Below are 21,463 nucleotides of genomic sequence, written 5' to 3'. Positions count from 1 at the left end.
TCCGGCGAGTATCAGGCTTGGCGGCGCTGCAAACTGCTTGCGCCCTATATCCATGCTGGAAATACCATGTTCAGCGTTGGAGGCAAGCGCGGCAATGCCGTCAGGCGATTTTGTCCAACGGCAGGGCAGCGGCCTTTCTGGCTGCTTCCTCGGCCTGTTCACGCCGGTCGGCCTCAATAATCTCATGGATTGCCGGTAGCGCCCGTTCAAATGCGGCAACGCAGGCCGGGTCGAACTGACTTCCAGCCCGCGCCAACACATGCTCCACAGTCCGTTCATAGGACCAGGCAGGCTTATAGGGGCGCTCAGTGGTCAGGGCGTCGAAATTGTCGGCAATACAAACGATCCGGCCGGACAGGGGAATGGCATCGCCTGCCAGGCGGTTGGGATAGCCTTGCCCATCCCAGCGCTCATGGTGGCTGGCGGCGATTTCAGCGGCAAGCTGGAGCAGCGAGGAATGAGACTGGGCGAGAATGTCACTGCCGATCTGGGCGTGGGATTGCATCTGGCGATATTCGGATTCGGTCAACCTGCCCTGCTTGAGCAAGACCGTGTCGGGCATGGCGACCTTGCCGATGTCATGCATCGGCGCTGCCAGCTTCAGATCGGTGCAGAACTGCTCCGGCAATCCCATTTCACGGGCGATGGCCTGTGCATAGGCGGCGACCCGCAAGGTATGGCGCGACGTATCCGGGTCCTTGTAGCCGGCTGCCAGCGTCAGGCGTTCAATGATTTCCTGTTCGCGCTGCCGCAACTCGCCCACGGCCCTGTCCACTTCGCGTCGCAGCCATTCAGCCTGGTCCGCCAGCTGACGACGGGCAATCGACAGGCTGACGATATTGTGGATGCGGGCCTGGAATTCGATCGGGTTAACCGGCTTGGTCAGGAAGTCGATAGCCCCGGCATTCAACGCGGCCATCCGCGTTGTCATATCCTTGTCGGCGGTGATGAATACCACCGGCACCTGGGCATATTTCTCGAACCTTACGATCTCAGTGTAAAGCTCGACGCCGTTATATACCGGCATCTGGTAATCGATGATGGCAACATCGAAATCCAGCTCCGGCAGCGCGGAGAGCACCTCTTCCGGGGTTGAAAAGGCCACGGGCTCGCAGTGGTCGATTTTCTTGACCAGGCGGGTCAGCAGTTTCAAATTGGTATTGTTATCATCAACCAGCAATATGCGCATTATAGCCTCCGCGACCGTCAGGCCACCTGTTTCAATTGTCTGCGGGGTTCAATGCGCCCCGTAGGTTTCCCCAAGCGCTCCCTCAGGGGTTGGAATGGTTCCGCCGTTTCAGGCTCCTACCAGTTTGAGCTTCATCAAATCCACCTCTTGCGTCAACCTGTGAACGGCATCCGGCGTTGGCTGCTGCACTCTTAACGCATGGGCAAAGCCTGCAATATCGTTCAAACCAACATTGACGGCAGCCCCCTTGATCGTGTGGAGCACGCGATCGATTTCGCGGGGATTGCGCTGGGCCATGGCATTGTGCAATTCGCCAAGCAGCTGGGCGGCATCGTCAAAGAACGATTCAATCAGTTCCTGGTAGATCTCTTCGCCCAGAGCCTCGACCAGTTCGTCATGACGGGCTTCATCAAGCCCGTTAATCTCGTCAAGATGCTGTTGCAGCGTCAGTGGGCTATGGTCCAACACACTGTCTTGCTGAGGCTTGGTCTCAACCGGCTCCTCACCCGAGACCTGTTCGCGGTCCACCGGTGCAAAACTCAGAATGAGGTCGCGCAGGCGGTTCATGGTCACGGGTTTGGATTCAAATCCCACCATGCCGGCAGCGCGGCACCGACGGCGATCGTCGTCAGAAGCATTTGCGGTCATGGCAACAATCGGCGTCAAGGCGGAAGCCCCGCCGCGCTCGATGATATGACGGGTTGCCTCGATACCGTCCATGACCGGCATTTGCATATCCATCAGGATCATGTCGAAGACTTCCCGCTCGGTGCGGGCGACCGCCTGGGCACCATCGCCAGCCACAACCACATCCTGACCGAGTTTCGACAGGAAACGGCTGGCAACCTGCTGGTTGACCCGGTTATCCTCCACCAGAAGGATCTTCAGACGGGGCAAATCCGCGCTGCTGTGGCGGGCATTCTGGCGGACATCGTCCTTTCCTGCTGCCATGACCGGCAGTTCAAACCAGAAGATGCTGCCGACCCCAACCGTGCTGCTCATGCCCAGTTCGCCGCCAAGCTTCTCGACAATCTGCTTGCAGATTGTCAGCCCAAGCCCGGTACCACCATATTTGCGGCTAATGCTGGCATCGACCTGCGAAAATGGCTTGAACAATTTGGCAAGCCCAGTCTCGTCGATGCCGATGCCGGTATCTTCCACCTCAAACCGCAACATCAACGCGCTGCCGCGATAGAATTCGCGCAGCCGCAGTGTCACCACGCCGTTCTGGGTGAATTTGATGGCATTGCTGAGCAGATTGAGTAGAACCTGGCGCAGGCGGGTGGGATCGGTGCGCACGTAGAGCGCATCGAGAGACACCGGAATATCCAGCACCAGCTGGTTGTCCTGATCGTCGGAGCGGCCCTGCATGATGCTGATGGTATTTTCAGCCAGGCTGGAAATATCGACGGCGCGTTCTTCCAGCTCCAGCTTGCCATGCTCGATCTTCGAGTAATCCAGGATCTCGTTGATCACTTCCAGCAGCGCTTCGCCAGACGAGCGGATGGTCTTGACGCTTTGCAGGGCATCAGACGGCAGCTGTGAATATTCCAGCAATTCGGCCATGCCCAGGATGGCGTTGAGCGGTGTACGAATTTCGTGGCCCATGGTGGCCATGAACTGAGATTTGGCCCGATTGCCGGAATCGGCGGCCTCGTAAGCATCCGATAGTTCCCTGGTCATGGTTTCCAGGCGGCGACTGGTCTCGCGGACCGACTTGAGCTGGCGGTGTAACGTGACGACGAGAAAGATTACCGACGCCATCAACAGACCGAGCATAATGGCCGAGGTCTTTTCCATCTCGAACATGGCGCTGCGGATGGTGGAGCGTTGGTTGCCAACGTAGGAATTGGTGTAGATCAACAGGTCGTTGGTTTGCGCGCACAAGACATCCAGGTCCCGCTTCACCTCTTCAATCTGTTGAGTGTCCGGTACGACGCCAGTTTGAAATCCATCCAAAACCGGTTGTATTTTCCGGATGATGTCGCCGATGCTTTGCAAATGGCCTGATATCGTCGTGTCACTGTTGAAATAGCTACCGAATTTGGAGTCATTGACCAGGTTGATCCGGGACAGGAGGATATCGTAGCGCATAGACACTTGCGCGATTGCCTTCTCGTCGCTGGCACCCTGGTTGCTGGCTTCCACCAGGACATAATCGAGGGCGCGCGCTTCCCGGTCCAATTGGTAGATCGACCAGACTGCGTTTTCCCGGATATCGTCAAACAGCAGGCGGTAGCGATCCGATACGTCCTTGAACAGCAGAAGAAATGTCAGCAGCAAGACACCCGACAGGATCAACAGGATCATTGTCGTCTTTGGCTGCGTTTGACGTTTTTGCGCCGTGGCGGGAGCGAGCAGCATCACCGAACCTCGAGCGATTTGATCTGCCAAACGGAGCGCGCGAAATAGGTTTCCGTATAGAGACTGCTGTCCTCGTCGAACGGATAGATCACCATCATCGGGCCCTTGTCGCGCACCGGCATGGTTTCGCCGTCCATGCGTGTGGCAAGGATAATGTTGAGCCCGGTTACATCCTCTGGCGGAATGACTGCCGAATAGTCATTGAGCGCCCGTACCGTGACAGCTCCCCGTCCAGCGCCTGCGGCATCCAGAACAGCGCGCAGCAAGGGGCCGGAATAGGTGGCAGGCTTTTTCGTCCATGGGGTCTCAAGCGTCACGGTCCGTCCTGGCAAGGCGTCCAGCATGGCGAGATCGAAAATGGCCTTGTCGCCGCTATTGGAGTGGGAAAGCTTGCCTTCGACAGTCAGGATGACGGCACCCTTGGGCTTGTCGAGAGCCTCGGCGCGCGGTGCCAAGGCAAAAAGCAGGGCGATGGCGAGGACATATCCTTTCATCGGACCACAGCGCCCCGCGCTTCACCCGCAACGCTGCCGCCACGGTAATTGGCGATCAACTGGCGGAAGGCCAGGGCTTCAACCGGCTTGGTCAAAAAGTCGGTAATGCCGACCTGACGGGCGGCCTGGCGCAGTCCCGGTTCATTGTCGGCGGTAACCATAATGATCGGCACCTGGTCATAACGGCCGAGCTGGCGGAGCGTGGTGACAAATTGCAAACCGCTCATACCCGGCAGGATCTGATCGACGATCAACAGATCGAATAGCGTTTGGTGACACAGAACCAGCGCCTCATTGGCATCGGCCTGCACGATGATTTCATCATCGGCGACCTTGCGTGCCAGATGTTTCAGGATCATCGCGTTGGTGGCATTGTCTTCAACGATCAGAATGCTCATGGTTTCCTCCGTTGAGGGTTTTCGCTGGGACAGCAGACCTGATGACAACACATCCGCAACGGTCGGGCGGACTGTCGCATTCGGGCAGCATCATGTCAGGATTGCAGTTTCCATGCTGGACCTTGCGGGGAGCAGTCTGCATCATGCAGAACCAAGTCAGCGCTCCAAGTCTCAGCGATTACCCTTGCTTGTAGCAGGGGCACACTGAAATTGACTAAAGCAATAAGCTAAAATTTTAGTTTTTCTTGTTTTAGGGCAATTGGCGAGATCGATGAGGGACCGTCGCCTTGAATTTCGACCTAAACCATTGGGAAAAATAACAATTCATGCAAAATCGAATTGCGACAGGCGCCGCAATAACTCATGGGGCTGACGGATGACAATCGCATTACGGTTGCGTTCGATCACCCCATCCTGCACCAGACGCGACATCTCGCGTGAGACGGTTTCGCGGCGTGCGCCAACATGTTCGGCTAAGGCCGCGTGAATAATCACCGGAGAGATCGTGCGCTGCTGAGGCTTGTCCTCAGAGGGTTTCGACAATCGTAGCAAGGTTGTGTAAAGGCGGTGCCGGACATCGAGATAGGAAAACTCGCATATTCTGGCATGCAGGACGTGCATGCGCTGGACCAATACGGACAGAAGGCTCAGACAGACGGTGTGTTTTTGAGCGATAATGTCATTGAAGACGTCCACTGGCATTCGAACCAGCGTCGCATCGGTGGTGGCCATCAGACAGAGATTATAGCCTTCAGCGCGTATCGCATCCATTTCTGCCATAGTGCCGCCGGGGCCGATCATATCCAGAAATAACTCCTTTCCGGCTGAAACACGCAACGTGGCACGCAGAGCGCCGGACAGGACGACGAGCACAATTTCGGGCCTGATGCCATAATCGAGGACAATCGTGCCACCCGAAACGCTCTCAACGGTGCAGAGCTGCGACCACGCCCTATCTTCTTCCGGTGTCAGGCTGGCGAAAATATCCGCCTTGGCCAGAAACATGCCCGTATCTGTCATGTCCATATCTGCCATGCCAGTATCAGCAGTATCTTGCGATGTCATTGCGTCCCCTTGCCGAAAGCACCATGCGCTTTGCCAATCGTCCGAAATTCGCTTTGCCACGGTGTGGCATCGTGTCCAAAACCGGTTGCTGGTGCTCTGCCGAAAACCCTAGATTTACAAAGCTTGCCTTAGGAAAATTGCAACCCGGCTTTCCTGAAAAGACAAACGAAAACATAAGAAATGGCACGATAGCCAGTTCCGTATGAAGCTGACAGACTGTATTACGGTGTATTCAATGCAATTGACAACCTTAAGAATAGATGGGTTTGTGACGCTCCCTCACGTTTTAAGATTCCCGATGTCGGGAGGCACCCCAGCCGGGCGCCATCACAGCTCTTAAATCTTGATGGTTTCGGCCGCAGCACCCCAGACATCCGTCAACACGAACCCACCTCCCAGCGGATCGAAGGCATCCAGGGCAACCTGGTGGATGCCATAGGTAAAGCCGCGTCCGGTAATGGTGGGAATGACCGCGGAGCGACCGGCAACGGTGGTCAGGCCTTGTAACCCGACCGTAAACTGCGAACCGATGATCGAACGCGATAGAAAGCTATCACCCGGCTTGACCCGGCCACGCGCATGCAACGTGGCGAGATTGGCCGAATTTCCGGTGCCGCAGGGGGAGCGGTCCACCCGGCCCGGCCACATGGTGGTGCAGGTCCGCACCGCGCCGTCCGGGTCCTCATCGCGAAACATCACATAGGCGACGCCGGAAATGGCCGGAATATCCGGATGGACGACCTGTATGCGCTGATTAATTTCGCCCTTTAACAGCATGCCCGCCTCCACCAGGCGGCGGGCATTGCCGGGCTCGATAGTTAACCCGAGTTGGCGGACATCCACCAGCGCATAGAAAACCCCGCCATAGGCGAGATCGAAACGAATCTCGCCCCAACTCTCCGTGGCAATCTGCGCGTCCAGTTCGTGAACGAAGGAAGGCACCATGGTCAAGGTGACACTGTCGCAATGCCCGTCCCTGCATTGTGCCACGGCCTTGACCAGTCCGGCGGCGGTTTCCAGCATCACCACCGTTTCCGGTTCCTGCATCTCGATCATGCCGCTTTCAAGCAGGGCCGTGGTGACGCAGATCGAATTGGAGCCGGAACTGGCATGGGCCTGATCCGGTTGAAGGATGATGAAGGCGGCATCCGCTCGGCTGTCCTTGGCCGGTAGCAGCAGATTGACCGAGCCAATTGGCGCTCCGCGTGGCTCCAACACCAGAAAATGCCGCAGCTCCCGGCCCTTCGGGTCCGTATTCAGCCAATGCAACTGATCCGCCACCGTATCGCCGGGAATTTTCGGAACCCCACCAATCGCCACCTTGCCGATTTCGCCTTCGCAATGCACATCGAGCAATTGCATCATCCGCTTCCATCTCATCGCGGCATCCTCCGGTTCGTGGCTGATCAATCCCTCAAGCAAAAGGCGATCTACTGCATAATTCCTGAAACCGAAATCGATTCAAGGTGGTAATTATAGAGCAGAGATCACCGTGGCACTGTGTCACCGACGGAGGTAACCGTCGAGCCAGCGCTTTCGCCAAGCTTTTTCAGCTGGTCACCATAGTTTCGGCGGGTCCGTGGGTCGAAGATCATGATCGGCGCACTGATTGCGGTGCTGGCGGCCTGGCCGATCGTGTTGGTGGCGCCGATAGTGACGGCCCCGAGGGCTTCGCCGACACCGACCTGCGAATCCGTGACGGTCTGTCCGGCAATCAGCCGTCCACCAATCAGCCGCACCACTTCCGGGCTTTCCGCGAATTTGCCGTGGTTCAGCCTATCACCCGTTTTCAGCTTGGTCAGATCGAGAACGGTGATACCAGCCTTTTCGAGCACGCTTCGATACGGTTCATTGGCCGGATTGATCTGTCCCAGCCGGTCGACATTGCCGGAAATGCGCCGGGAAATACTCAGCGCCCGGTCATCCTGGGAGACAAACAGCGTGAAATGTGGCGGCTTTGGCCCCAAGGCCTGAAACTGCTTGCCGAACACATCAACATCCAGATCTGGAGAGGCAAGAATGACATTGGTAATCTTGGCATTGACCCCGCCATGGCGGATAGCCATTTGCCGCAGCGCTTCAACGGCAAGCCACGATCCCATCGAATGGGCCATGACGGTCACATCTGAGACCTGCGGGTCGCTGGTCATGCGGGTCAGCATCTCTTCCAGGGCATCGCGGGAATAATTGGTGCTTTCCTTGTCGTAATTATAATCGAAAATACTGGCGCGAGACGGCCAGGTAAACACCATTGGCACCACATCCGTCCCTGAATCGTGAACGATCTGGGCAAAGCGATAGACGGAATCCTCGTAGGTATTATTGAACCCATGCACGAATAGCAGCACGCGGTGCTTGCCCTTTGCGTGAGTGTTCAGCCAGGTCCGGCGCTGCTGGTCGGTCTGAATGGGCTGGACGGCAACGGTCGTGAAGTCCTTGCGCGGATCGGGCGGTAGTTTCTTTGGCCATTGAACCTCGCCGATCTTGCGGTTTGCGGCGGGAGGAATCGAAATGGTGACGGCATCGATCAACAGACCCGTTCCGCGCTCGCCGCTGAACAGGATCGATTTATCTTCGGAGGGGGCGCGGGTCGTCGCAGCCAGGAGATTGACCTCGCTGGCATTGGCGGCCTTAACCGCGCCGACCGGCTTCATCACGCCCACCGCCCGCGACGCGCAGCCCGCCAACAGCACGCCGAGCATGATAATAGCGAGTGGCCGGGCCGCCAAGCGCATGGACATGGAGAGGCCACGCCGCCTTGAGCGGCGGGGAAGAGTTGTGATGTTCTGCTTTTCAGGAAGAGACGGGTTTTCAGAAAGACAAGGGGCGGATCGGTCGGCATGCGGCTTGATCATTGTCGGGTCCGGTCTATATCCGTCCCGGGTCAGCATCATGCAGCCCGGCTCTGGTGTCGAAACCGGTTTATCGTCATTAGACGCTTGATACCAGTCAATTTTTATCGGCGCATGGTTCCTGTCTCACGCATCGATTGATGCCATGAAAACGCCTCTTCGAGAATGTGAGGCGTATGACCGCCACGCACGAGCGCCCTCTGATAATAATCGGCAAGCTGGTCGCGGTAATCGGGATGCACGCAATTGTCGAGAACCAGCTGCGCCCTTTCGCGCGGCGCCAGGCCCCGCAGATCGGCAAGCCCCTGTTCAGTGATGAGAATATCGACGTCGTGTTCGGTGTGATCGACATGGCTGACCATGGGAACGACAGAGGAAATCGCCCCATTCTTGGCAATCGACTTGGTGACGAAAATCGACAGATAGGCATTGCGGGCAAAATCGCCCGAACCACCGATGCCGTTCATCATCTGTGTGCCGCCGACATGGGTGGAATTCACATTGCCGTAGAGGTCGAATTCAAGCGCCGTATTAATGCAGATCAGCCCCAGCCGCCGAATGACTTCCGGATGATTGCTGATTTCCTGCGGGCGTAGCACGAGGTGATGCTTGTATTCAGCCAGTTTTGGCAGGACCTTCTGATACATCTCCGCCGACAGGGTAATCGACGAGGCGGAGGCAAAACTCATCTTGCCAGCATCGATCAATTCAAAGGTCGAATCCTGCAAAACTTCCGAATACATCTTCAAGTCATGGAACGGTGTATCGATAAAGCCATGCAGGACAGCATTGGCAATGGTGCCGATCCCGGCCTGCAACGGCTGGAGATCGTAGCCCATCCGACCTTGGCGTACTTCGTTGAGCAAAAGCTCGATCAGGTGACCTGCAATGGCCTTGGTATCGTCGTCCGGCGGCTGAATGGGGGCCGAGCTGTCATGTTTTTCAGAGACGACAATGGCGACAATTTTTTCAGGAGCTATGGAAATATAGGGCAGCCCGACACGGCTTTCCGGCGTCACAACGGGGATCGGCATGCGGGCCGGGCGCCGCGACGGGATATAGATGTCATGCAGGCCTTCCAGCGTGATCGGCTGCGACAGGTTCAGCTCGATGATCACTTTCTTGGCGAGAATGGCAAAACTGGCAGAATTGCCAACCGATGTGGTCGGCACAATGCCACCATGCTCGGTAATGGCCACCGCCTCAATGATGGCAATATCGACCGGCGCGATCTGACCGGTGCGCAATTGCTCCACCGTTTCCGAAAGATGCTGATCGATGAACATCACTTCGCCGGCATTGATTGCCTTGCGCAGCGCCGGATCCGCCTGAAACGGCATGCGCCGCGACACGACATGGGCCTCGACAAGCGTCTTGTCGAGATCATTGCCCAGCGACGCGCCGGTCATCAGTGTGATCTTCAAAGGATGCTTGCGAGCCCGCTCCGCCAGCGCCATCGGCACCGCCTTGGCTTCACCGGCGCGGGTAAAGCCGCTCATGCCGATGGTCATGCCGTCTTCTATCATGGCGGCGGCTTCGTCGGCCGTGACCAGCTTGTCCATCAGAGGCCTGTAGCGAATACGATCACGCAACATCGGAAATCCATCTCCTCTATCGTCAGGCCTGCCCGGAAGGGATACTTTGGCCCGCACCAACGCTTTTTCGCCCGGTCAGGCATAAACACGTCAATTGTAACATCTTATGTTATTTTCATAATTTACCCCCATGGCACCAAACTCACCGGTGAATACTGGGGTAACGTCGGCGCGATAAAACGCGATTGCCGGATGGTCGGCATTGACATATCTCAAGTCGGTAAATTGCGCGCGGCGCGGTGCTTGCGCTATCAAGCGCTGCCATCCATGCAAGTTGGAGAGCGTCCAAACGGACGTTTAGCGTACAGGTTCAAGACCTGAAAACACTCTTAAGGGACACTTTAACGTTAGGGCGCACGGGCCTTAAGTTGGACCTCTGGGATCAGGCGGTAATCGACGGTGCGGAGGTGGAGATAGTCGATGATGCGGACGATGTTCCGGCAGCAATGGGCGAAGAGATTGCATTGCTTCCACTGTCGGCGAAGCCGCTGTCAGTCTTGGCGGATTTGGTTCCCGGTTGGTTTTTCGAGCTTTCGCCGACATCAGGCACCTCGATCTCCGTGGTATCAGCCATGCGATCATACGCATCCTGCGCCTGGGGCAGAGGCACATCCGGGAAGACCCGGCCCGCATCCAGAAGGGCAAACAACACGAGAGCGGGAGGCCGTACAACGTTCAGAATGACCTTATCCAGAACATTGTCACCATTTTGCGCATCCAAGGCCAGATTATAGGTCTCCCGTTCGGCAAGACTTAAGGTCTCCGGCAAAACGGCTCCTTCCTGCAATGGGCTGGCCGTATCTTCTTTTGCCGCACCCGCAGAAGGAACCGAGGTGTTAAGTTGAACAATCATACTTGATCCTCACACTCTATCCGGGAGGAATTTATCATGGCCAAGTATGCATTCAGCTAAATCAATAATTCGATTTTTATCAACCGACCTATTTGAAACGGAGAGCCTCTCCTTTTCCCTGACAATGGCTCCTCGTCTCAACGGGCTGCCGAGAGCGCCGAGCGTCCGGTTTTCTCCAGGGTAATCGCCAGGATAGAGGCCAGCAGGCAGAAAGCTCCGGCGATGAAGAAAGCGGGTAAATAGCTCTGCAACTGCGTGCGTGACAGACCGGCGCCATAGGCTGCGGTCGCAGCGCCGAGTTGGTGACCGGTAAAGACCCAGCCGAAAACGATCCCTGCTTTTTCACGACCGAAGCGGTCGGCGGCGATCTTCACGGTTGGGGGCACGGTGGCAATCCAGTCCAGGCCGTAGAAGACAGCAAAGATCGACAGCCCGTAGAAGCTGAAATCGCTGAACGGCAGGAAGAGCAGCGACAAGCCGCGCAGGCCATAATACCAGAAGAGCAGCCAGCGATTATCGAAGCGGTCGGAGAGCCAGCCGGAGCCAATCGTTCCAAAGAAGTCGAAAATGCCCATCACCGCAAGCACGCTGGCGGCTGCCACCGGAAGAATACCGAAATCGCCGCAGAGCGTGACGAAATGCGTCTGGATCAGGCCATTTGTGCTAAGCCCGCAGATGAAGAATGTCGCAAAGAGAATCCAGAAGGTGGATGTCTTTGAAACCTCCCTGAGCACGGAAACGGGTGTTGCCAGCATTGTCAGCAGGCCACCGGCTTGCTGAGGTGGCGGCATCACCTGTTCCTCGCCGAAAGAGGGAAGGTTGAGATCGGAGGGGCGATCACGCATAACGGCAAGCACGATGAGCGCAGCCAGCAGGATCATGCCACAGACGAAAAACACTGTCATTCGCCAGCCGTAACTTTCCGTCAGTTGCGCCATCAGCGGCAGGAAAACCAGTTGACCGGTGGCCGAGCTTGCCGAGAGCATGCCGACGACAAGGCCGCGATGCCTGGTAAACCAGCGGGCCGAAACGGTGGCAGCGAGCACCATGGCTGTCAGGCCTGTACCGAGGCCGACGACCACGCCCCAAAGCACCAGAAGCTGCCAGATCTCCGTCATGAACAAGGACCCAATGAAGCCGCTGGAAATCAGGATCATTGCGAAGACGATGACTTTCCGGACGCCGAAATAATTCATGAACGCCGCCGAGAACGGCCCCATCAGGCCGAACAGCACCAGCCGCACGGCAAGTGCCGAAGAAATCTGCGAGGTTTCCCAGCCAAACTCATCCTGAAGCGGCTTGATGAGTACGCCTGGGGCGCCCATCGCACCTGCCGTGACCAGCATGGTGAGGAAGGTTGCCGCGACGACGATCCAGCCATAATGGATGTTACGCCGTGCCAGCATGGAGGCAAGTGCATTGGAGATCATGGGGCTGTTCCAAGGTGATAGCGGTTCAAGGCATTATGCGGTAGAAAGAGAATGCTGGAATTCTGCACGCAGGAACGTCGCCAATTGCCTGACCGGCAGGCGCGGCTGTTGGGGCAGAACCATTGCCAGCCGCAGGATCGGCAGTTCCGGCAGGCCATCATCCATCCCCAGCTTGCGCCAGTTCGCAGGCACTGCCGTCTCAGGCAGAACCGTCAACAAGTCTCCTGAATGAACCGCCAGCTGAATTCCAGCAATGTCCGATGACGAATAGACAATCCGCCAACGGCGATCCGCACGGTCGAGCGCTGCCAGAACCTGTGGCCGGGACCGGCAGCCGTCCGGAAAAAGCGCCAGTTGAATGGTACTGCTGTGTTCCGGGTAACGGTTTGGCGCCGCGCACCAAACCTGCCGTTCCAGGCGGATCAACTCCCCCTTAGGCTCTGCCGGACTTTGCGTGATGATGGCAATATCCAGCTCCCGGCTTTCAACCATGCCTTCCAGATGGTGAGAGAAATCATATTGTAGGTCCAGATTGACCTTGGGATGCTGTGGCGCAAAACGCTGCATCAGCGCCGTACCGAACAGTGTCAGGTAGTCATCGGGCATGCCGAGCCGAACGCGGCTTTCATTGCGACCTTCAAGCAGCGTGGCCAGGGCTTCATCCTCGATTGCCCGTATGCGCCGCGCGTAGCCAAGCAATCTTTCCCCGATCGGCGTCAATGTCACCCGGCGATGCCCGCGATCAAACAATCGCAGATCAAGACGCTCCTCCCATTTGCCGATCGCCATGCTGACCGCGGCCTGCGTGCGTCCCAGCCGTTCTGCCGCCGCCGTGAAACTGCCCGTCTCGGCAACAGCTACAAAGCTTGCCAGTGCGTCGCTATCGAGATTGCGCATTCTGCTCCGCCATTGACCAATCGACCGTCGAAACGCTTCCTATCTCCCAAGGCGCAACCGTTTCAGAAAACGGCTGCTATCAGCGGCGCTTATGCATCAATAATAAAATTGTCATTTTCAGCCGCGCAATGACAATTATTCTCATGCTGCGTCAACACAAGAAGAACGTAAAGGGGAATTCATGTTCACTCTCAACAAAAGCAGCCGGCTGCCGGCCATCATGCTCGGCACCGTACTTGGTCTTTCCAGCCTTTGGTCCAGCACCGCCAGTGCGGAAACAACATTGCGGCTGGCGCATGCTTCGGCGCCTGAAAGCCTGATCAACGAAGCAGTTCAAAAATTCGCAACAGAAGTTGGGGAGAATACCAAGGGTTCGGTCAAGGTTCAGATCTTCCCGAATGCCCAGCTTGGTGACGAAGGCCCAATCGCCGATGGCGTCGGTGCGGGTTCGATCGATATCGGTCTTGGCGGTGCGGTCGATGCCATCGATCCGCGCCTCAACGTGCTGTCGCTGCCGTTCCTGTTCAAGGACGCATCAAACGTTCACGCATTTCTCGATGGCGAACAAGGCCAGAAGATCCAACGCCTCGGCGAGGAACGCGGCTATGTGATGCTCGGCGTGCTCGACTCCGGCTTTCGCCAGTTTGCGACCAATAAACCTATCGAAAAGCCTGCGGATCTGGCTGGCGTAAAAATTCGCACGCCTCCCAATCCGGTCATTCTCGCCACCATGAAGCAGCTTGGCGCCTTGGCGGAATCCATTCCTTTCGGTCAGGTCTATACAGCGCTGCAATCGCATGTCGTTGCAGCCGTCGAGCCTGAAATGCGCGATTACTGGGACTCCAAATGGTATGAAGTCGCCAAGGACCTGTCGATCTCCAATTACATCTGGACCGCCAACTGGTGGTACATGAACAAGGACAAGCTGGATTCGCTGACACCTGACGAACAGGCCGCCGTGAAGAAGGCCGCGACAGACACCGTCGTCTGGTATCGTAGCGCCTTGGACAAGGCCTATGCCGACACCCAGAAGAAGCTCGAGGGCAAGGGTGTGAAGGTGACGAAAGTCGATACCGCACCGTTTGTCGCTCTGGTCTCGCCGGTCTACGAGCAGTTCTCGAAAGAATGGGGCAGTGATCTCGTGTCGGCAGTGAAACAAGCCGCCAGCGCGAACTGAGGCTTCATCCATGGATCATTCTTCAGAAAACCCCTCACCCGGCGGGTGGGGGTGGTTGAAGCGCATCTTCGAGTTTGCGGGTGTGCTGGCCTTCATCATCATGTTCGGATCAACCCTGCTTGGCGTGATTGCTCGCTATTTCGGTTTGGGCGGGTTCGAATGGTCTTTCGAAGTCGCAGGGATCGCTTTCATCTGGATCATCTTCATCGGGTTGATCAATGCCGAAGTGCGCGGTGAAAACGTGGCTTTCGAAGCCTTCAAGCACAGCGCCCCGCCCCGTCTGCGGGCCGCCTTCGATGCCATCGCCAATCTGGCGCTGCTGACCATGGGACTGGCTTTCGTCATCAGCGGCTGGGCGGTCTGGCAGCGTTCTTGGAAGGTGCCGACATCCGTCTTGCGCATGCCGACCGGCGTGATCACGGCGACCATCCTCATTCTTGGCGTCGCAGCCGTCTGCATTGCGCTCTACCGCCTTTCCCACAGGGTTCGTCCCCTACCCGGAAAGCCACAGGAAGGATCACTGCGATGACCGTTGCCGTCCTTATCCTCAGCTTTTCGTTTCTGCTGCTGATCGGCGTTCCCATTGCATGGTGCATGGGCGTGGCCAGCCTGCTGACAATCTATGTCGGCCATCTCGGCCTGCCCTTCGCCTGGTTTGCACAGCAGACGATCCGCGGTGCCGATGCCATTACCCTGGCGGCCATTCCTCTGTTTCTCTTTGCCGGGGAATTGATGAACCGTGGCGGCCTGACGGCCCGGATCATGCGGGTCGCTGAACATGTCTTCGGTCGCATTACTGGCGGCCTTGGCCTCGTCAATGTTGCGACGGCCCTCGTCTATGGCGGCATCAGCGGCTCGGCGACCGCCGATACCGGCGCTGTCGGATCGATCATGATCCCCGCCATGGCCGAGCGAGGCTATCCGAAAGCCTTTGCCGCCGCCGTCACCGCCGCGTCGGGAACCCTCGGCATTATCGGTCCGCAGAGTGTCATTCTGATCCTCTATGGCGTGCTGACGAACACCTCCATCGGCGGTCTGCTGGTTGCAGCCCTGCTGCCAGGCCTGTTCATCGCGGTGACATTCATGGTCACATCCTACATCGTCGCTAAACGCCATAATTTTCCGCGCAATGAAACACCCGCGCAATGGGGTGAAATTGGCAGGGATGCGCTTGGCGCCCTCCCTGCCCTGCTGATGCCCGTGCTGGTGCTGGGCTCGATCATCGGCGGTATCGCCACAGCCACGGAAGCCTCGGCGCTCGCCGTTGTCTATTCATTCCTGATCGGAATTTTCGTCTATCGTGAGCTTCCGCTGCGGTCGCTCTATTCGGCGGCGTCGGCTGCCGTGGCAACGACAGGCGTGATCATGATGATCATGGCACTCGCGACACCATTCGGATGGATTCTGACGGTCGAACAGGTGCCAGCCAATGCCGCCGCCTGGATTACCGGGCTGCATACGACACCGCTCGTCACCATCATCCTCGTGCTGGTGTTGTTGAAAGTCGTTGGCTTCTGGCTCGATCTTGGGCCAGCGCTGATCATTCTGGCGCCGATACTGGTTCCTATCGCCTTGGCAGCGGGCATGACGCCTTATCAGACCGGTATTGTCTTCACCATGACGCTCGGCATCGGCCTGTTTACCCCGCCGATCGGCACGAACATCTTCGTCGTCTGCAATGTCGCGAAAATCGACATGTGGTCGGTCTCGAAGTGGCTGGTTCCCTATTGGATTGCCAGCGTGGTTTGTGTTGCAGCACTTGTCGCTTTCCCCATCCTGACCGAATGGCTTCCAAGCCTGTTTGGAGTTTAATGATGCAACATCTGGTTTGCGGTATATCCAGCGGCGGACGTGAAGTTCCCGATCTGGACGGGAAGAGATTTCTCGTCGCCAATGCACAGGGGCCGTATGTCTGGGACGCAGACGGTCGGCGATATGTCGATACGGCCCTTGGTTTCGGCGCGACGTTTCTCGGACATACCGATCCCGTCGTCACCGAAGCCATCCGCGAAGCCTTGAGCAAAGGCTCGATGCCCGCCTATGCTCACGCCCTTGAAGAGGAAGCGGCAGCAGCCCTTGCTGCCCATAGCCAGGATCTGACCAAGGTCATCTTTCTCAATTCGGGCAGCGAGGCCGTGCATCTGGCGTGCCGGACGGCGCGTGCGCTGACCGGTCGGCAAAAAATCGTCAAGATGGCGGCCGGTTATGACGGCTGGTTCGATGACGTGGCTTTCGGCAATGCTGGTGCTCCCGAAGCGACGATGGCCGCGAATGATCGGCCATCGAACGGCAATACGTTACTCCTGCGCTTCAACGACCGGCAGGATGTCGAATTGCTGTTTGAAGAATGCGATGATATCGCCGCCATCGTCTTGGAGCCGATGATGGCCAATGCAGGATGTATTCTCGCCGATCCAGGATATCTGCAACACGTCGCCTCGATCGCGCACCAGCATGGCGCGCTGGTGATCATGGACGAAGTGCTGATGGGCTTTCGGCTCTACGGTGGCCTGGCAAGTCATCTGATGGGTATCCGTCCGGATCTTGCCACGGTCGGCAAGGCAATTGGCAACGGCGTGGCTGTTGCAGCTTTGCTGGGCACGCCTGAGGTCATGGCAGCCTTCGAGGACCGCCGCGTCAGCCGCGCTGGCACCTATAACGGCAACCCGGTCGCCTGCGCGGCCGTGAAAGCGGCGATGAGCGTTATCGATACCGTCGATTACGGCGCACTCGAAAAAGCGGGAACCGACCTGCAGACGCATGCGATCCATGTCTTCAGCAAAGCAGGCATCGACATCTGTGCGAGCGGCTATGGCACTGTCTTCACACTGTGGCGTGGCAAAAAACCGCCCTCGACCTACCAGGAAGCGGCACAGCTCGCTGACAAGGATTTTACCGCCAAACTTCATACCGAACTGCGGCGCAACGGCGTGATGTCGATGTATAACCAGTTCGGACGGTATTATCTTTCCGCCCGGCATGAGGAGGAAGCACTTGGTCTCTGGGCCGAGGCTTTTGAAAAAGCCGCCAGATCGGTCGCAGCCTGACGGGCCCTGTTGCAGAACTCCTTAAATCAGACTCGATTCAAGGATAAATTAGACAACACATATAAATGGTAGCAGCGCCGTTCGTCTCATGAAACGCATGGCGCTGTAACGGTCAATGAGAATGGGCATGCTGCTCATTATGTTTACGGGTCGCTGCGGCCTTCTTTGCGGAGGCAGATCGTTCCTCCTTGCTTCTTGCAGCAGAAGCCTTGCCGCCTTTACGTCCACCCTTTTCCGAGGATGCATGGCTTTCGGGGTGGCCCCGACCTGAACCTGACTTGTTGCCGCCACCGCTTTCTTTGTTCACCGTCGCCCAAGCGCGGCTTTGCGCTTCCTTTTCGGGTACGCCACGATTTTCGTAACTTTCTTCGATATGTTCGGCCTTGCGTTTTTGCTTGTCGGTGTAAGCGGATTTGTCACCACGGGGCATGAAACATCTCCTTTTGCTGATTTGAAAAAATAACCGCGCTGGAGGTCGTAAAGTTCCGAAATGATGTCGACATGAGCGCAAACAGCCAAAATCCCCGTCGGAGCGATTGGAGCGGACTGGTCGCAGACCAGGCGGGCCGAGTGGCAACAGAGGAAGGATGGCTATGTCTTTCAAACTCACTGCCGATTTCAAGCACAGGACAAATCCGGCAATGCAAAAGCCATTTGCCTCAATGTGGTGGAGCCTGCTCTCTCAAGAGGGCGCGAACCTTTTCAATGTCTCCCGAAAGTGGCCGGTCGTCTGAATAGGGCGGGAGGTGCTCGCGAACCATACTGTAAAGCGCATTGGTTCCCGCTGCTCGCTGCCCGGCACCTGCGAGGAAATCATGGGCCTGCGCTCCCGCCATCCATTCAATCGCCAGAATATACTCGGCATTGTCGAGGACCGCGAGCAGCTTGTTGGCGGCTGCCGTGGGATGGGCCAGGAAATCCTCCTGCAGACCGGAGGTCAAACCGCCATCGGTAGAAGCTGGGGCCGCAAGGCGGCGATTGTCGCCGACAAGAGCCGCCGCCGTATATTGAGCGATCATCAAGCCGGAATGGCTTCCGGCATCGGTGGCGAGGAAGGGCGGTAAGCCACTCACCAACGGATTGACGAGCCGGTCGATCCGACGTTCACTCATGGCTGCGATCTGCGCAATGGCAATCGCCAGACTATCGGCTGCCTGACCCTGCGCCGAGGCGACAGCATGGGCCTGTGATGAAACGATGGGCTGTTCTGGCGTGCCAAGGATCGCCGGATTATCCGTGGCAGAGGCAAGTTCACGATCAACGATCCCCGCGCAAGCATCGAAGACGTCACGCGCGGCACCGTGGGCATGTGGCACGGCCCGCAAGCTTAGGGCATCCTGGGTCCGCCTGCCGAGCGCGGCAGCAATCAGTCCGCTGCCCTGGAGCCTGGCCCGAAGCGCTGCCCCGACAGCCGCAATACCCTTTGAAGGACGCAGGGCGAGAACGGCTTCATTGAAGGCATCCATCTGGCACCCAGCCGCTTCAAGCGTCAGCGCCGCGATAGCATCCGCCCAGTCGAGCAGGTGCGCGGCGCGGGCCAGCGCCACACTCGACAGGCCGGTTGCACATGCTGTGCCGTTGACGAGGCTCAACCCTTCCTTGGCGCCCAGCACCAGCGGTTGAAGACCGATCTGAGCCAACGCCTCCCGCCCGTTGAAAGGATGACCACCGACGCGCGCTTGCCCCTCACCGATCAGCACAAGCCCGGTATGGGCGTTGTGGGTCAGATAACCGGCAGACCCCCGCGACGGAACATCGGGAATGCAATCCCGCTCTAAAAACGTCAACAGATGCGAGACGATATCGCGCCGGACACCGGAATGGCCGTGGGCGAAATTGGCGATCTGAGCCGCCATGATAGCCCGCACCTCACGCGCATCCAGCAACGGACCGATGCCGCAGGCATGGCTGAGGACAATCCCGCGTGACAGCCGGCCCTGCGTTGCGCGATCGACAACCGTATCCGAAAGGGCGCCGATACCGGTCGTGATGCCATAGGCGCGGACACCGCTCTCCACGATACGATCCAGGATCTGGCTTGCCCGATCGATGCGTCGATAGGCATTGTCGGAGAGGGAAAGTACCTCCCCCTCGCCGACACGCGCAACAGCGCGCCAATCCAGCCCGTCATCAAGAAAAACGCTCATGAAATTCTCCTGAAGGGCATGGGCCGTGATGCAACGATGGACAAAGGCGTTTCTCCATTCTTGGAACCGTCTGGCCTTGAAACCAAGATGCCTTGAAATCAGTCAGAGCTCAGCATTTAGGCAGGGCCTCACGTGCTGCTGTAAAGACGATAGCGGCTGCCGGGATAGAGCAAGCGGACAGAAGAGACGATGCCATCAACCGACCATGTACGGCGGCGCACAAGCAGGCATGGTTCGGATTTCGGGATCGCCAAAAGCTTGCATTCCCAGGCCTGCGCATTGACCGATTCGATATGCTGCTCCGCCTTGACGATCGGCGCGACCTCCGTCAGGTAGCCATTTGGCGTGACGGCATTGAAATCCTGATACAGATAATCAGGCGCGCAGCCGGGATTGACGAAACGATCCTCGATCTGCATCGGAAGTCCATCTTCGGCATGCATGATAATCGAATGCGCCACCGGGTCTGCGGGTGATACGCCCAGAGCTTCGGCAAGTTCCTCGCCACAGGCTTCCATCTGAAGCAGGATCACCCTTGCGCTATGAATGCCACCGTTGCGACGGATCTCATCAGCAATGTTGGGCACGCTCTGAAACTGCGAAGTTCGTTTCCTGGTCGCCACAAAGGAACCTTTGCCGCGCAGACGCACCACAAGCCCTTCGTCCGCCAGTTCCCGCAGGGCGCGATTGGCCGTCATCCGGCTCACCCCGAGAATGCCGACCAACTCGTTTTCCGATGGAACGCGCTGGCCGATCTTCCACTCACCGGTTTCGACACGGCTGCGAACATAGTCTTTCAATTTGACATAAAGCGGCGTGGCGGAGAGCAACGTGGCAGGAGGGTGGCCCTCCTGCCCGATCTCCGCATCTTTCTGGACCAGAGGCATCACGTTCCCGGAAAAATTCTGTGTCACGATCCATAACCATGAAGTCGTCGATAGGCATACATATCTGGATATCAGGCGCCCGGTCGCTGGTAGGCCCCGGGCGTTGGCAGGCGAACAGCGGATGCAGCTCGCCTGCCAACCCCACATCAGTTCAGCTTGTGTTGCGCAAGCCAGTCGCCGGCGACCACATCGAAACTGTCATGATTGCCCAGACGGCCGTTCATAACAACGAGATCCTTTGTGGTCAGGGCGGCTGATACTGCATCGAGCGTCTTTGCCACGGTCTCACTGACTTTCGCAGTGGCGATCACAGGAACCACATTCTGGGCAGGAAAGAGGTTTTTGACATCTTCCAGCATGACCAGATCGTTCGTCGCGATGGCAGGATCGGTCGAAAACAGGTTTGCGGCCTGTATCTGACCATTGACGAGTGCCGACAACGTCAGCGGGCCACCGACATCAAGCGCCTTCAACGACTTGAACTCCAGCCCATAGACCTCCTTCAGGCCGATAATGCCTTCCTTGCGCGTCTTCCATTCCGGGGGACCGCCAAGCACGAATTCGGAAGCAACCGGGGCGAGATCGGCAATCGTCTTCAGTTTGTATTTCTCGGCCGTCGCGCGTGTCACCGCAACGCCGTCCGAATCCTGCGCCGCTGACGGTGTCAGCATCGACACGCCCTTCGGCAAGGCCGCCTTGAGGGCCGCCGCCACATCGTCTGGCGTATGGGCTGTGGCTTTCTTGTCGAGATAGCTCAATGCCGCGCCCGCATATTCCGGCAGGAGATCGATTGATCCGTCGAGCAAGGCTGGCATATAGACCTCGCGGCTTCCGATATTCAATTTTGTTTCAACCGCAACTCCCTTAGCGGTCAAGGCCTTGGCGTAGAGTGTCGCCAGAAGCTGGCTCTCGGGGAAATCCGCAGAACCGATGATAATCGTCTTGGTATCGGATCTCTCAGTAGGCGGAGCCGCCAGCGGATCGCCTGCAGCAAGCGCTGATGCGGCTGAAAGGGTCATGAGCGCGAAAGCGCTGACGGCGGTGATGATCCTGAATGCCATGCGAGCT

At 57.6% G+C, this 21,463-nt stretch carries 19 protein-coding genes; 4 read left to right on the top strand and 15 right to left on the bottom strand.

The genetic code is table 11. The features are described 5' to 3' along the window. Nucleotides 1-100: 100 nt before the first annotated feature. The 11 genes from AVI_RS02130 to AVI_RS02080 form a co-directional block, all read right to left on the bottom strand. Complete coding sequence (locus AVI_RS02130) at nucleotides 101-1,189, bottom strand: response regulator (protein ID WP_041696137.1); 1,089 nt, start codon at nucleotides 1,187-1,189, stop codon at nucleotides 101-103. 108 nt (nucleotides 1,190-1,297) lie between these two features. Then, a complete protein-coding gene (locus AVI_RS02125; RefSeq protein WP_015914798.1) occupies nucleotides 1,298-3,553 on the bottom strand; it encodes an ATP-binding protein in 2,256 nt (751 codons plus the stop codon). Then, nucleotides 3,553-4,047 (bottom strand): putative pterin-binding protein, encoded by a 495-nt coding sequence (locus AVI_RS02120; protein WP_015914797.1) that lies wholly within the window; start codon nucleotides 4,045-4,047, stop codon nucleotides 3,553-3,555. The genes AVI_RS02125 and AVI_RS02120 overlap by 1 nt, the downstream gene beginning before the upstream one ends. Further along, on the bottom strand, nucleotides 4,044-4,445 hold the full coding sequence (locus AVI_RS02115) for a response regulator (RefSeq protein ID WP_015914796.1): 402 nt from the start codon (nucleotides 4,443-4,445) through the stop codon (nucleotides 4,044-4,046). The genes AVI_RS02120 and AVI_RS02115 overlap by 4 nt, the downstream gene beginning before the upstream one ends. 324 nt (nucleotides 4,446-4,769) lie before the next feature. Then, a complete protein-coding gene (locus AVI_RS02110; protein ID WP_015914795.1) occupies nucleotides 4,770-5,510 on the bottom strand; it encodes a Crp/Fnr family transcriptional regulator in 741 nt (246 codons plus the stop codon). A gap of 336 nt (nucleotides 5,511-5,846) precedes the next feature. Next, entirely contained in the window at nucleotides 5,847-6,890 is a 1,044-nt protein-coding gene (locus tag AVI_RS02105) for a proline racemase family protein (protein ID WP_015914794.1), read from the bottom strand. Nucleotides 6,891-6,997: 107 nt separating this feature from the next. After that, on the bottom strand, nucleotides 6,998-8,251 hold the full coding sequence (locus tag AVI_RS02100; protein WP_139192454.1) for an alpha/beta hydrolase: 1,254 nt from the start codon (nucleotides 8,249-8,251) through the stop codon (nucleotides 6,998-7,000). 215 nt (nucleotides 8,252-8,466) lie between these two features. Next, nucleotides 8,467-9,957 carry an acetyl-CoA hydrolase/transferase family protein gene (locus AVI_RS02095; RefSeq protein ID WP_015914792.1) on the bottom strand — a complete coding sequence of 497 codons (1,491 nt, stop codon included), beginning with the start codon at nucleotides 9,955-9,957 and terminating at the stop codon, nucleotides 8,467-8,469. A gap of 382 nt (nucleotides 9,958-10,339) precedes the next feature. After that, a complete protein-coding gene (locus AVI_RS02090) occupies nucleotides 10,340-10,810 on the bottom strand; it encodes a hypothetical protein (protein ID WP_015914791.1) in 471 nt (156 codons plus the stop codon). A gap of 137 nt (nucleotides 10,811-10,947) precedes the next feature. Next, nucleotides 10,948-12,240 (bottom strand): MFS transporter, encoded by a 1,293-nt coding sequence (locus AVI_RS02085; protein ID WP_015914790.1) that lies wholly within the window; start codon nucleotides 12,238-12,240, stop codon nucleotides 10,948-10,950. Nucleotides 12,241-12,273: 33 nt separating this feature from the next. Beyond that, nucleotides 12,274-13,137 carry a LysR family transcriptional regulator gene (locus tag AVI_RS02080; RefSeq protein ID WP_015914789.1) on the bottom strand — a complete coding sequence of 288 codons (864 nt, stop codon included), beginning with the start codon at nucleotides 13,135-13,137 and terminating at the stop codon, nucleotides 12,274-12,276. Between the two features lie 181 nt (nucleotides 13,138-13,318). On the opposite strand from AVI_RS02080, the gene AVI_RS02075 reads away from it, so the two are divergent. Genes AVI_RS02075 through AVI_RS02060 form a run of 4 tightly spaced genes read left to right on the top strand, consistent with a single transcriptional unit; the run spans nucleotide 13,319 to nucleotide 17,361 of the window. After that, nucleotides 13,319-14,314, top strand: coding sequence for a TRAP transporter substrate-binding protein (locus tag AVI_RS02075; protein ID WP_015914788.1), 996 nt, complete (start codon nucleotides 13,319-13,321; stop codon nucleotides 14,312-14,314). A 10-nt stretch (nucleotides 14,315-14,324) separates the two neighbouring features. Continuing rightward, the gene (locus AVI_RS02070; RefSeq protein WP_015914787.1) at nucleotides 14,325-14,843 is read left to right on the top strand and encodes a TRAP transporter small permease; all 519 of its coding nucleotides are present in this window, start codon (nucleotides 14,325-14,327) and stop codon (nucleotides 14,841-14,843) included. Beyond that, a complete protein-coding gene (locus AVI_RS02065; protein WP_015914786.1) occupies nucleotides 14,840-16,126 on the top strand; it encodes a TRAP transporter large permease in 1,287 nt (428 codons plus the stop codon). Before AVI_RS02070 ends, AVI_RS02065 begins: the two co-directional genes overlap by 4 nt. 2 nt (nucleotides 16,127-16,128) lie before the next feature. Then, complete coding sequence (locus AVI_RS02060; protein WP_015914785.1) at nucleotides 16,129-17,361, top strand: aspartate aminotransferase family protein; 1,233 nt, start codon at nucleotides 16,129-16,131, stop codon at nucleotides 17,359-17,361. A 112-nt stretch (nucleotides 17,362-17,473) separates the two neighbouring features. Here AVI_RS02060 and AVI_RS02055 read toward each other — a convergent pair whose 3' ends face one another. The 4 genes from AVI_RS02055 to AVI_RS02040 form a co-directional block, all read right to left on the bottom strand. After that, nucleotides 17,474-17,791: a hypothetical protein gene (locus AVI_RS02055; RefSeq protein WP_015914784.1), complete on the bottom strand. Its 318-nt coding sequence runs from the start codon at nucleotides 17,789-17,791 to the stop codon at nucleotides 17,474-17,476. A 229-nt stretch (nucleotides 17,792-18,020) separates the two neighbouring features. Further along, nucleotides 18,021-19,508, bottom strand: a complete 1,488-nt coding sequence (locus AVI_RS02050; protein WP_015914783.1) for an HAL/PAL/TAL family ammonia-lyase — start codon at nucleotides 19,506-19,508, stop codon at nucleotides 18,021-18,023. Nucleotides 19,509-19,636: 128 nt separating this feature from the next. Beyond that, a complete protein-coding gene (gene hutC / locus AVI_RS02045) occupies nucleotides 19,637-20,542 on the bottom strand; it encodes a histidine utilization repressor (protein ID WP_015914782.1) in 906 nt (301 codons plus the stop codon). Continuing rightward, nucleotides 20,542-21,456, bottom strand: a complete 915-nt coding sequence (locus AVI_RS02040) for an ABC transporter substrate-binding protein (RefSeq protein WP_015914781.1) — start codon at nucleotides 21,454-21,456, stop codon at nucleotides 20,542-20,544. Before AVI_RS02040 ends, hutC begins: the two co-directional genes overlap by 1 nt. Between the last annotated feature and the right edge of the window lie 7 nt (nucleotides 21,457-21,463).

Origin of the sequence: Allorhizobium ampelinum S4 (assembly GCF_000016285.1) — a bacterium.
Lineage (GTDB): Bacteria > Pseudomonadota > Alphaproteobacteria > Rhizobiales > Rhizobiaceae > Allorhizobium > Allorhizobium ampelinum.
Note: the sequence above shows the minus strand (reverse complement) of the source record. Positions and strands in the feature narration are given on the sequence as shown.

Bases quoted from the DNA above. Each gene is read 5' to 3' on its own strand.
- AVI_RS02075 (WP_015914788.1), top strand. From the start codon at position 13,319: ATGTTCACTCTCAACAAAAGCAGCCGGCTGCCGGCCATCATGCTCGGC.
- AVI_RS02040 (WP_015914781.1), bottom strand. From the start codon at position 21,456: ATGGCATTCAGGATCATCACCGCCGTCAGCGCTTTCGCGCTCATGACC.
- AVI_RS02055 (WP_015914784.1), bottom strand. From the start codon at position 17,791: ATGCCCCGTGGTGACAAATCCGCTTACACCGACAAGCAAAAACGCAAG.
- AVI_RS02115 (WP_015914796.1), bottom strand. From the start codon at position 4,445: ATGAGCATTCTGATCGTTGAAGACAATGCCACCAACGCGATGATCCTG.
- AVI_RS02065 (WP_015914786.1), top strand. From the start codon at position 14,840: ATGACCGTTGCCGTCCTTATCCTCAGCTTTTCGTTTCTGCTGCTGATC.
- AVI_RS02095 (WP_015914792.1), bottom strand. From the start codon at position 9,957: ATGTTGCGTGATCGTATTCGCTACAGGCCTCTGATGGACAAGCTGGTC.
- AVI_RS02090 (WP_015914791.1), bottom strand. From the start codon at position 10,810: ATGATTGTTCAACTTAACACCTCGGTTCCTTCTGCGGGTGCGGCAAAA.
- AVI_RS02130 (WP_041696137.1), bottom strand. From the start codon at position 1,189: ATGCGCATATTGCTGGTTGATGATAACAATACCAATTTGAAACTGCTG.
- AVI_RS02070 (WP_015914787.1), top strand. From the start codon at position 14,325: ATGGATCATTCTTCAGAAAACCCCTCACCCGGCGGGTGGGGGTGGTTG.
- AVI_RS02050 (WP_015914783.1), bottom strand. From the start codon at position 19,508: ATGAGCGTTTTTCTTGATGACGGGCTGGATTGGCGCGCTGTTGCGCGT.
- hutC (WP_015914782.1), bottom strand. From the start codon at position 20,542: ATGTGGGGTTGGCAGGCGAGCTGCATCCGCTGTTCGCCTGCCAACGCC.
- AVI_RS02060 (WP_015914785.1), top strand. From the start codon at position 16,129: ATGCAACATCTGGTTTGCGGTATATCCAGCGGCGGACGTGAAGTTCCC.
- AVI_RS02110 (WP_015914795.1), bottom strand. From the start codon at position 5,510: ATGACATCGCAAGATACTGCTGATACTGGCATGGCAGATATGGACATG.
- AVI_RS02105 (WP_015914794.1), bottom strand. From the start codon at position 6,890: ATGAGATGGAAGCGGATGATGCAATTGCTCGATGTGCATTGCGAAGGC.
- AVI_RS02085 (WP_015914790.1), bottom strand. From the start codon at position 12,240: ATGATCTCCAATGCACTTGCCTCCATGCTGGCACGGCGTAACATCCAT.
- AVI_RS02080 (WP_015914789.1), bottom strand. From the start codon at position 13,137: ATGCGCAATCTCGATAGCGACGCACTGGCAAGCTTTGTAGCTGTTGCC.
- AVI_RS02125 (WP_015914798.1), bottom strand. From the start codon at position 3,553: ATGCTGCTCGCTCCCGCCACGGCGCAAAAACGTCAAACGCAGCCAAAG.
- AVI_RS02120 (WP_015914797.1), bottom strand. From the start codon at position 4,047: ATGAAAGGATATGTCCTCGCCATCGCCCTGCTTTTTGCCTTGGCACCG.
- AVI_RS02100 (WP_139192454.1), bottom strand. From the start codon at position 8,251: ATGTCCATGCGCTTGGCGGCCCGGCCACTCGCTATTATCATGCTCGGC.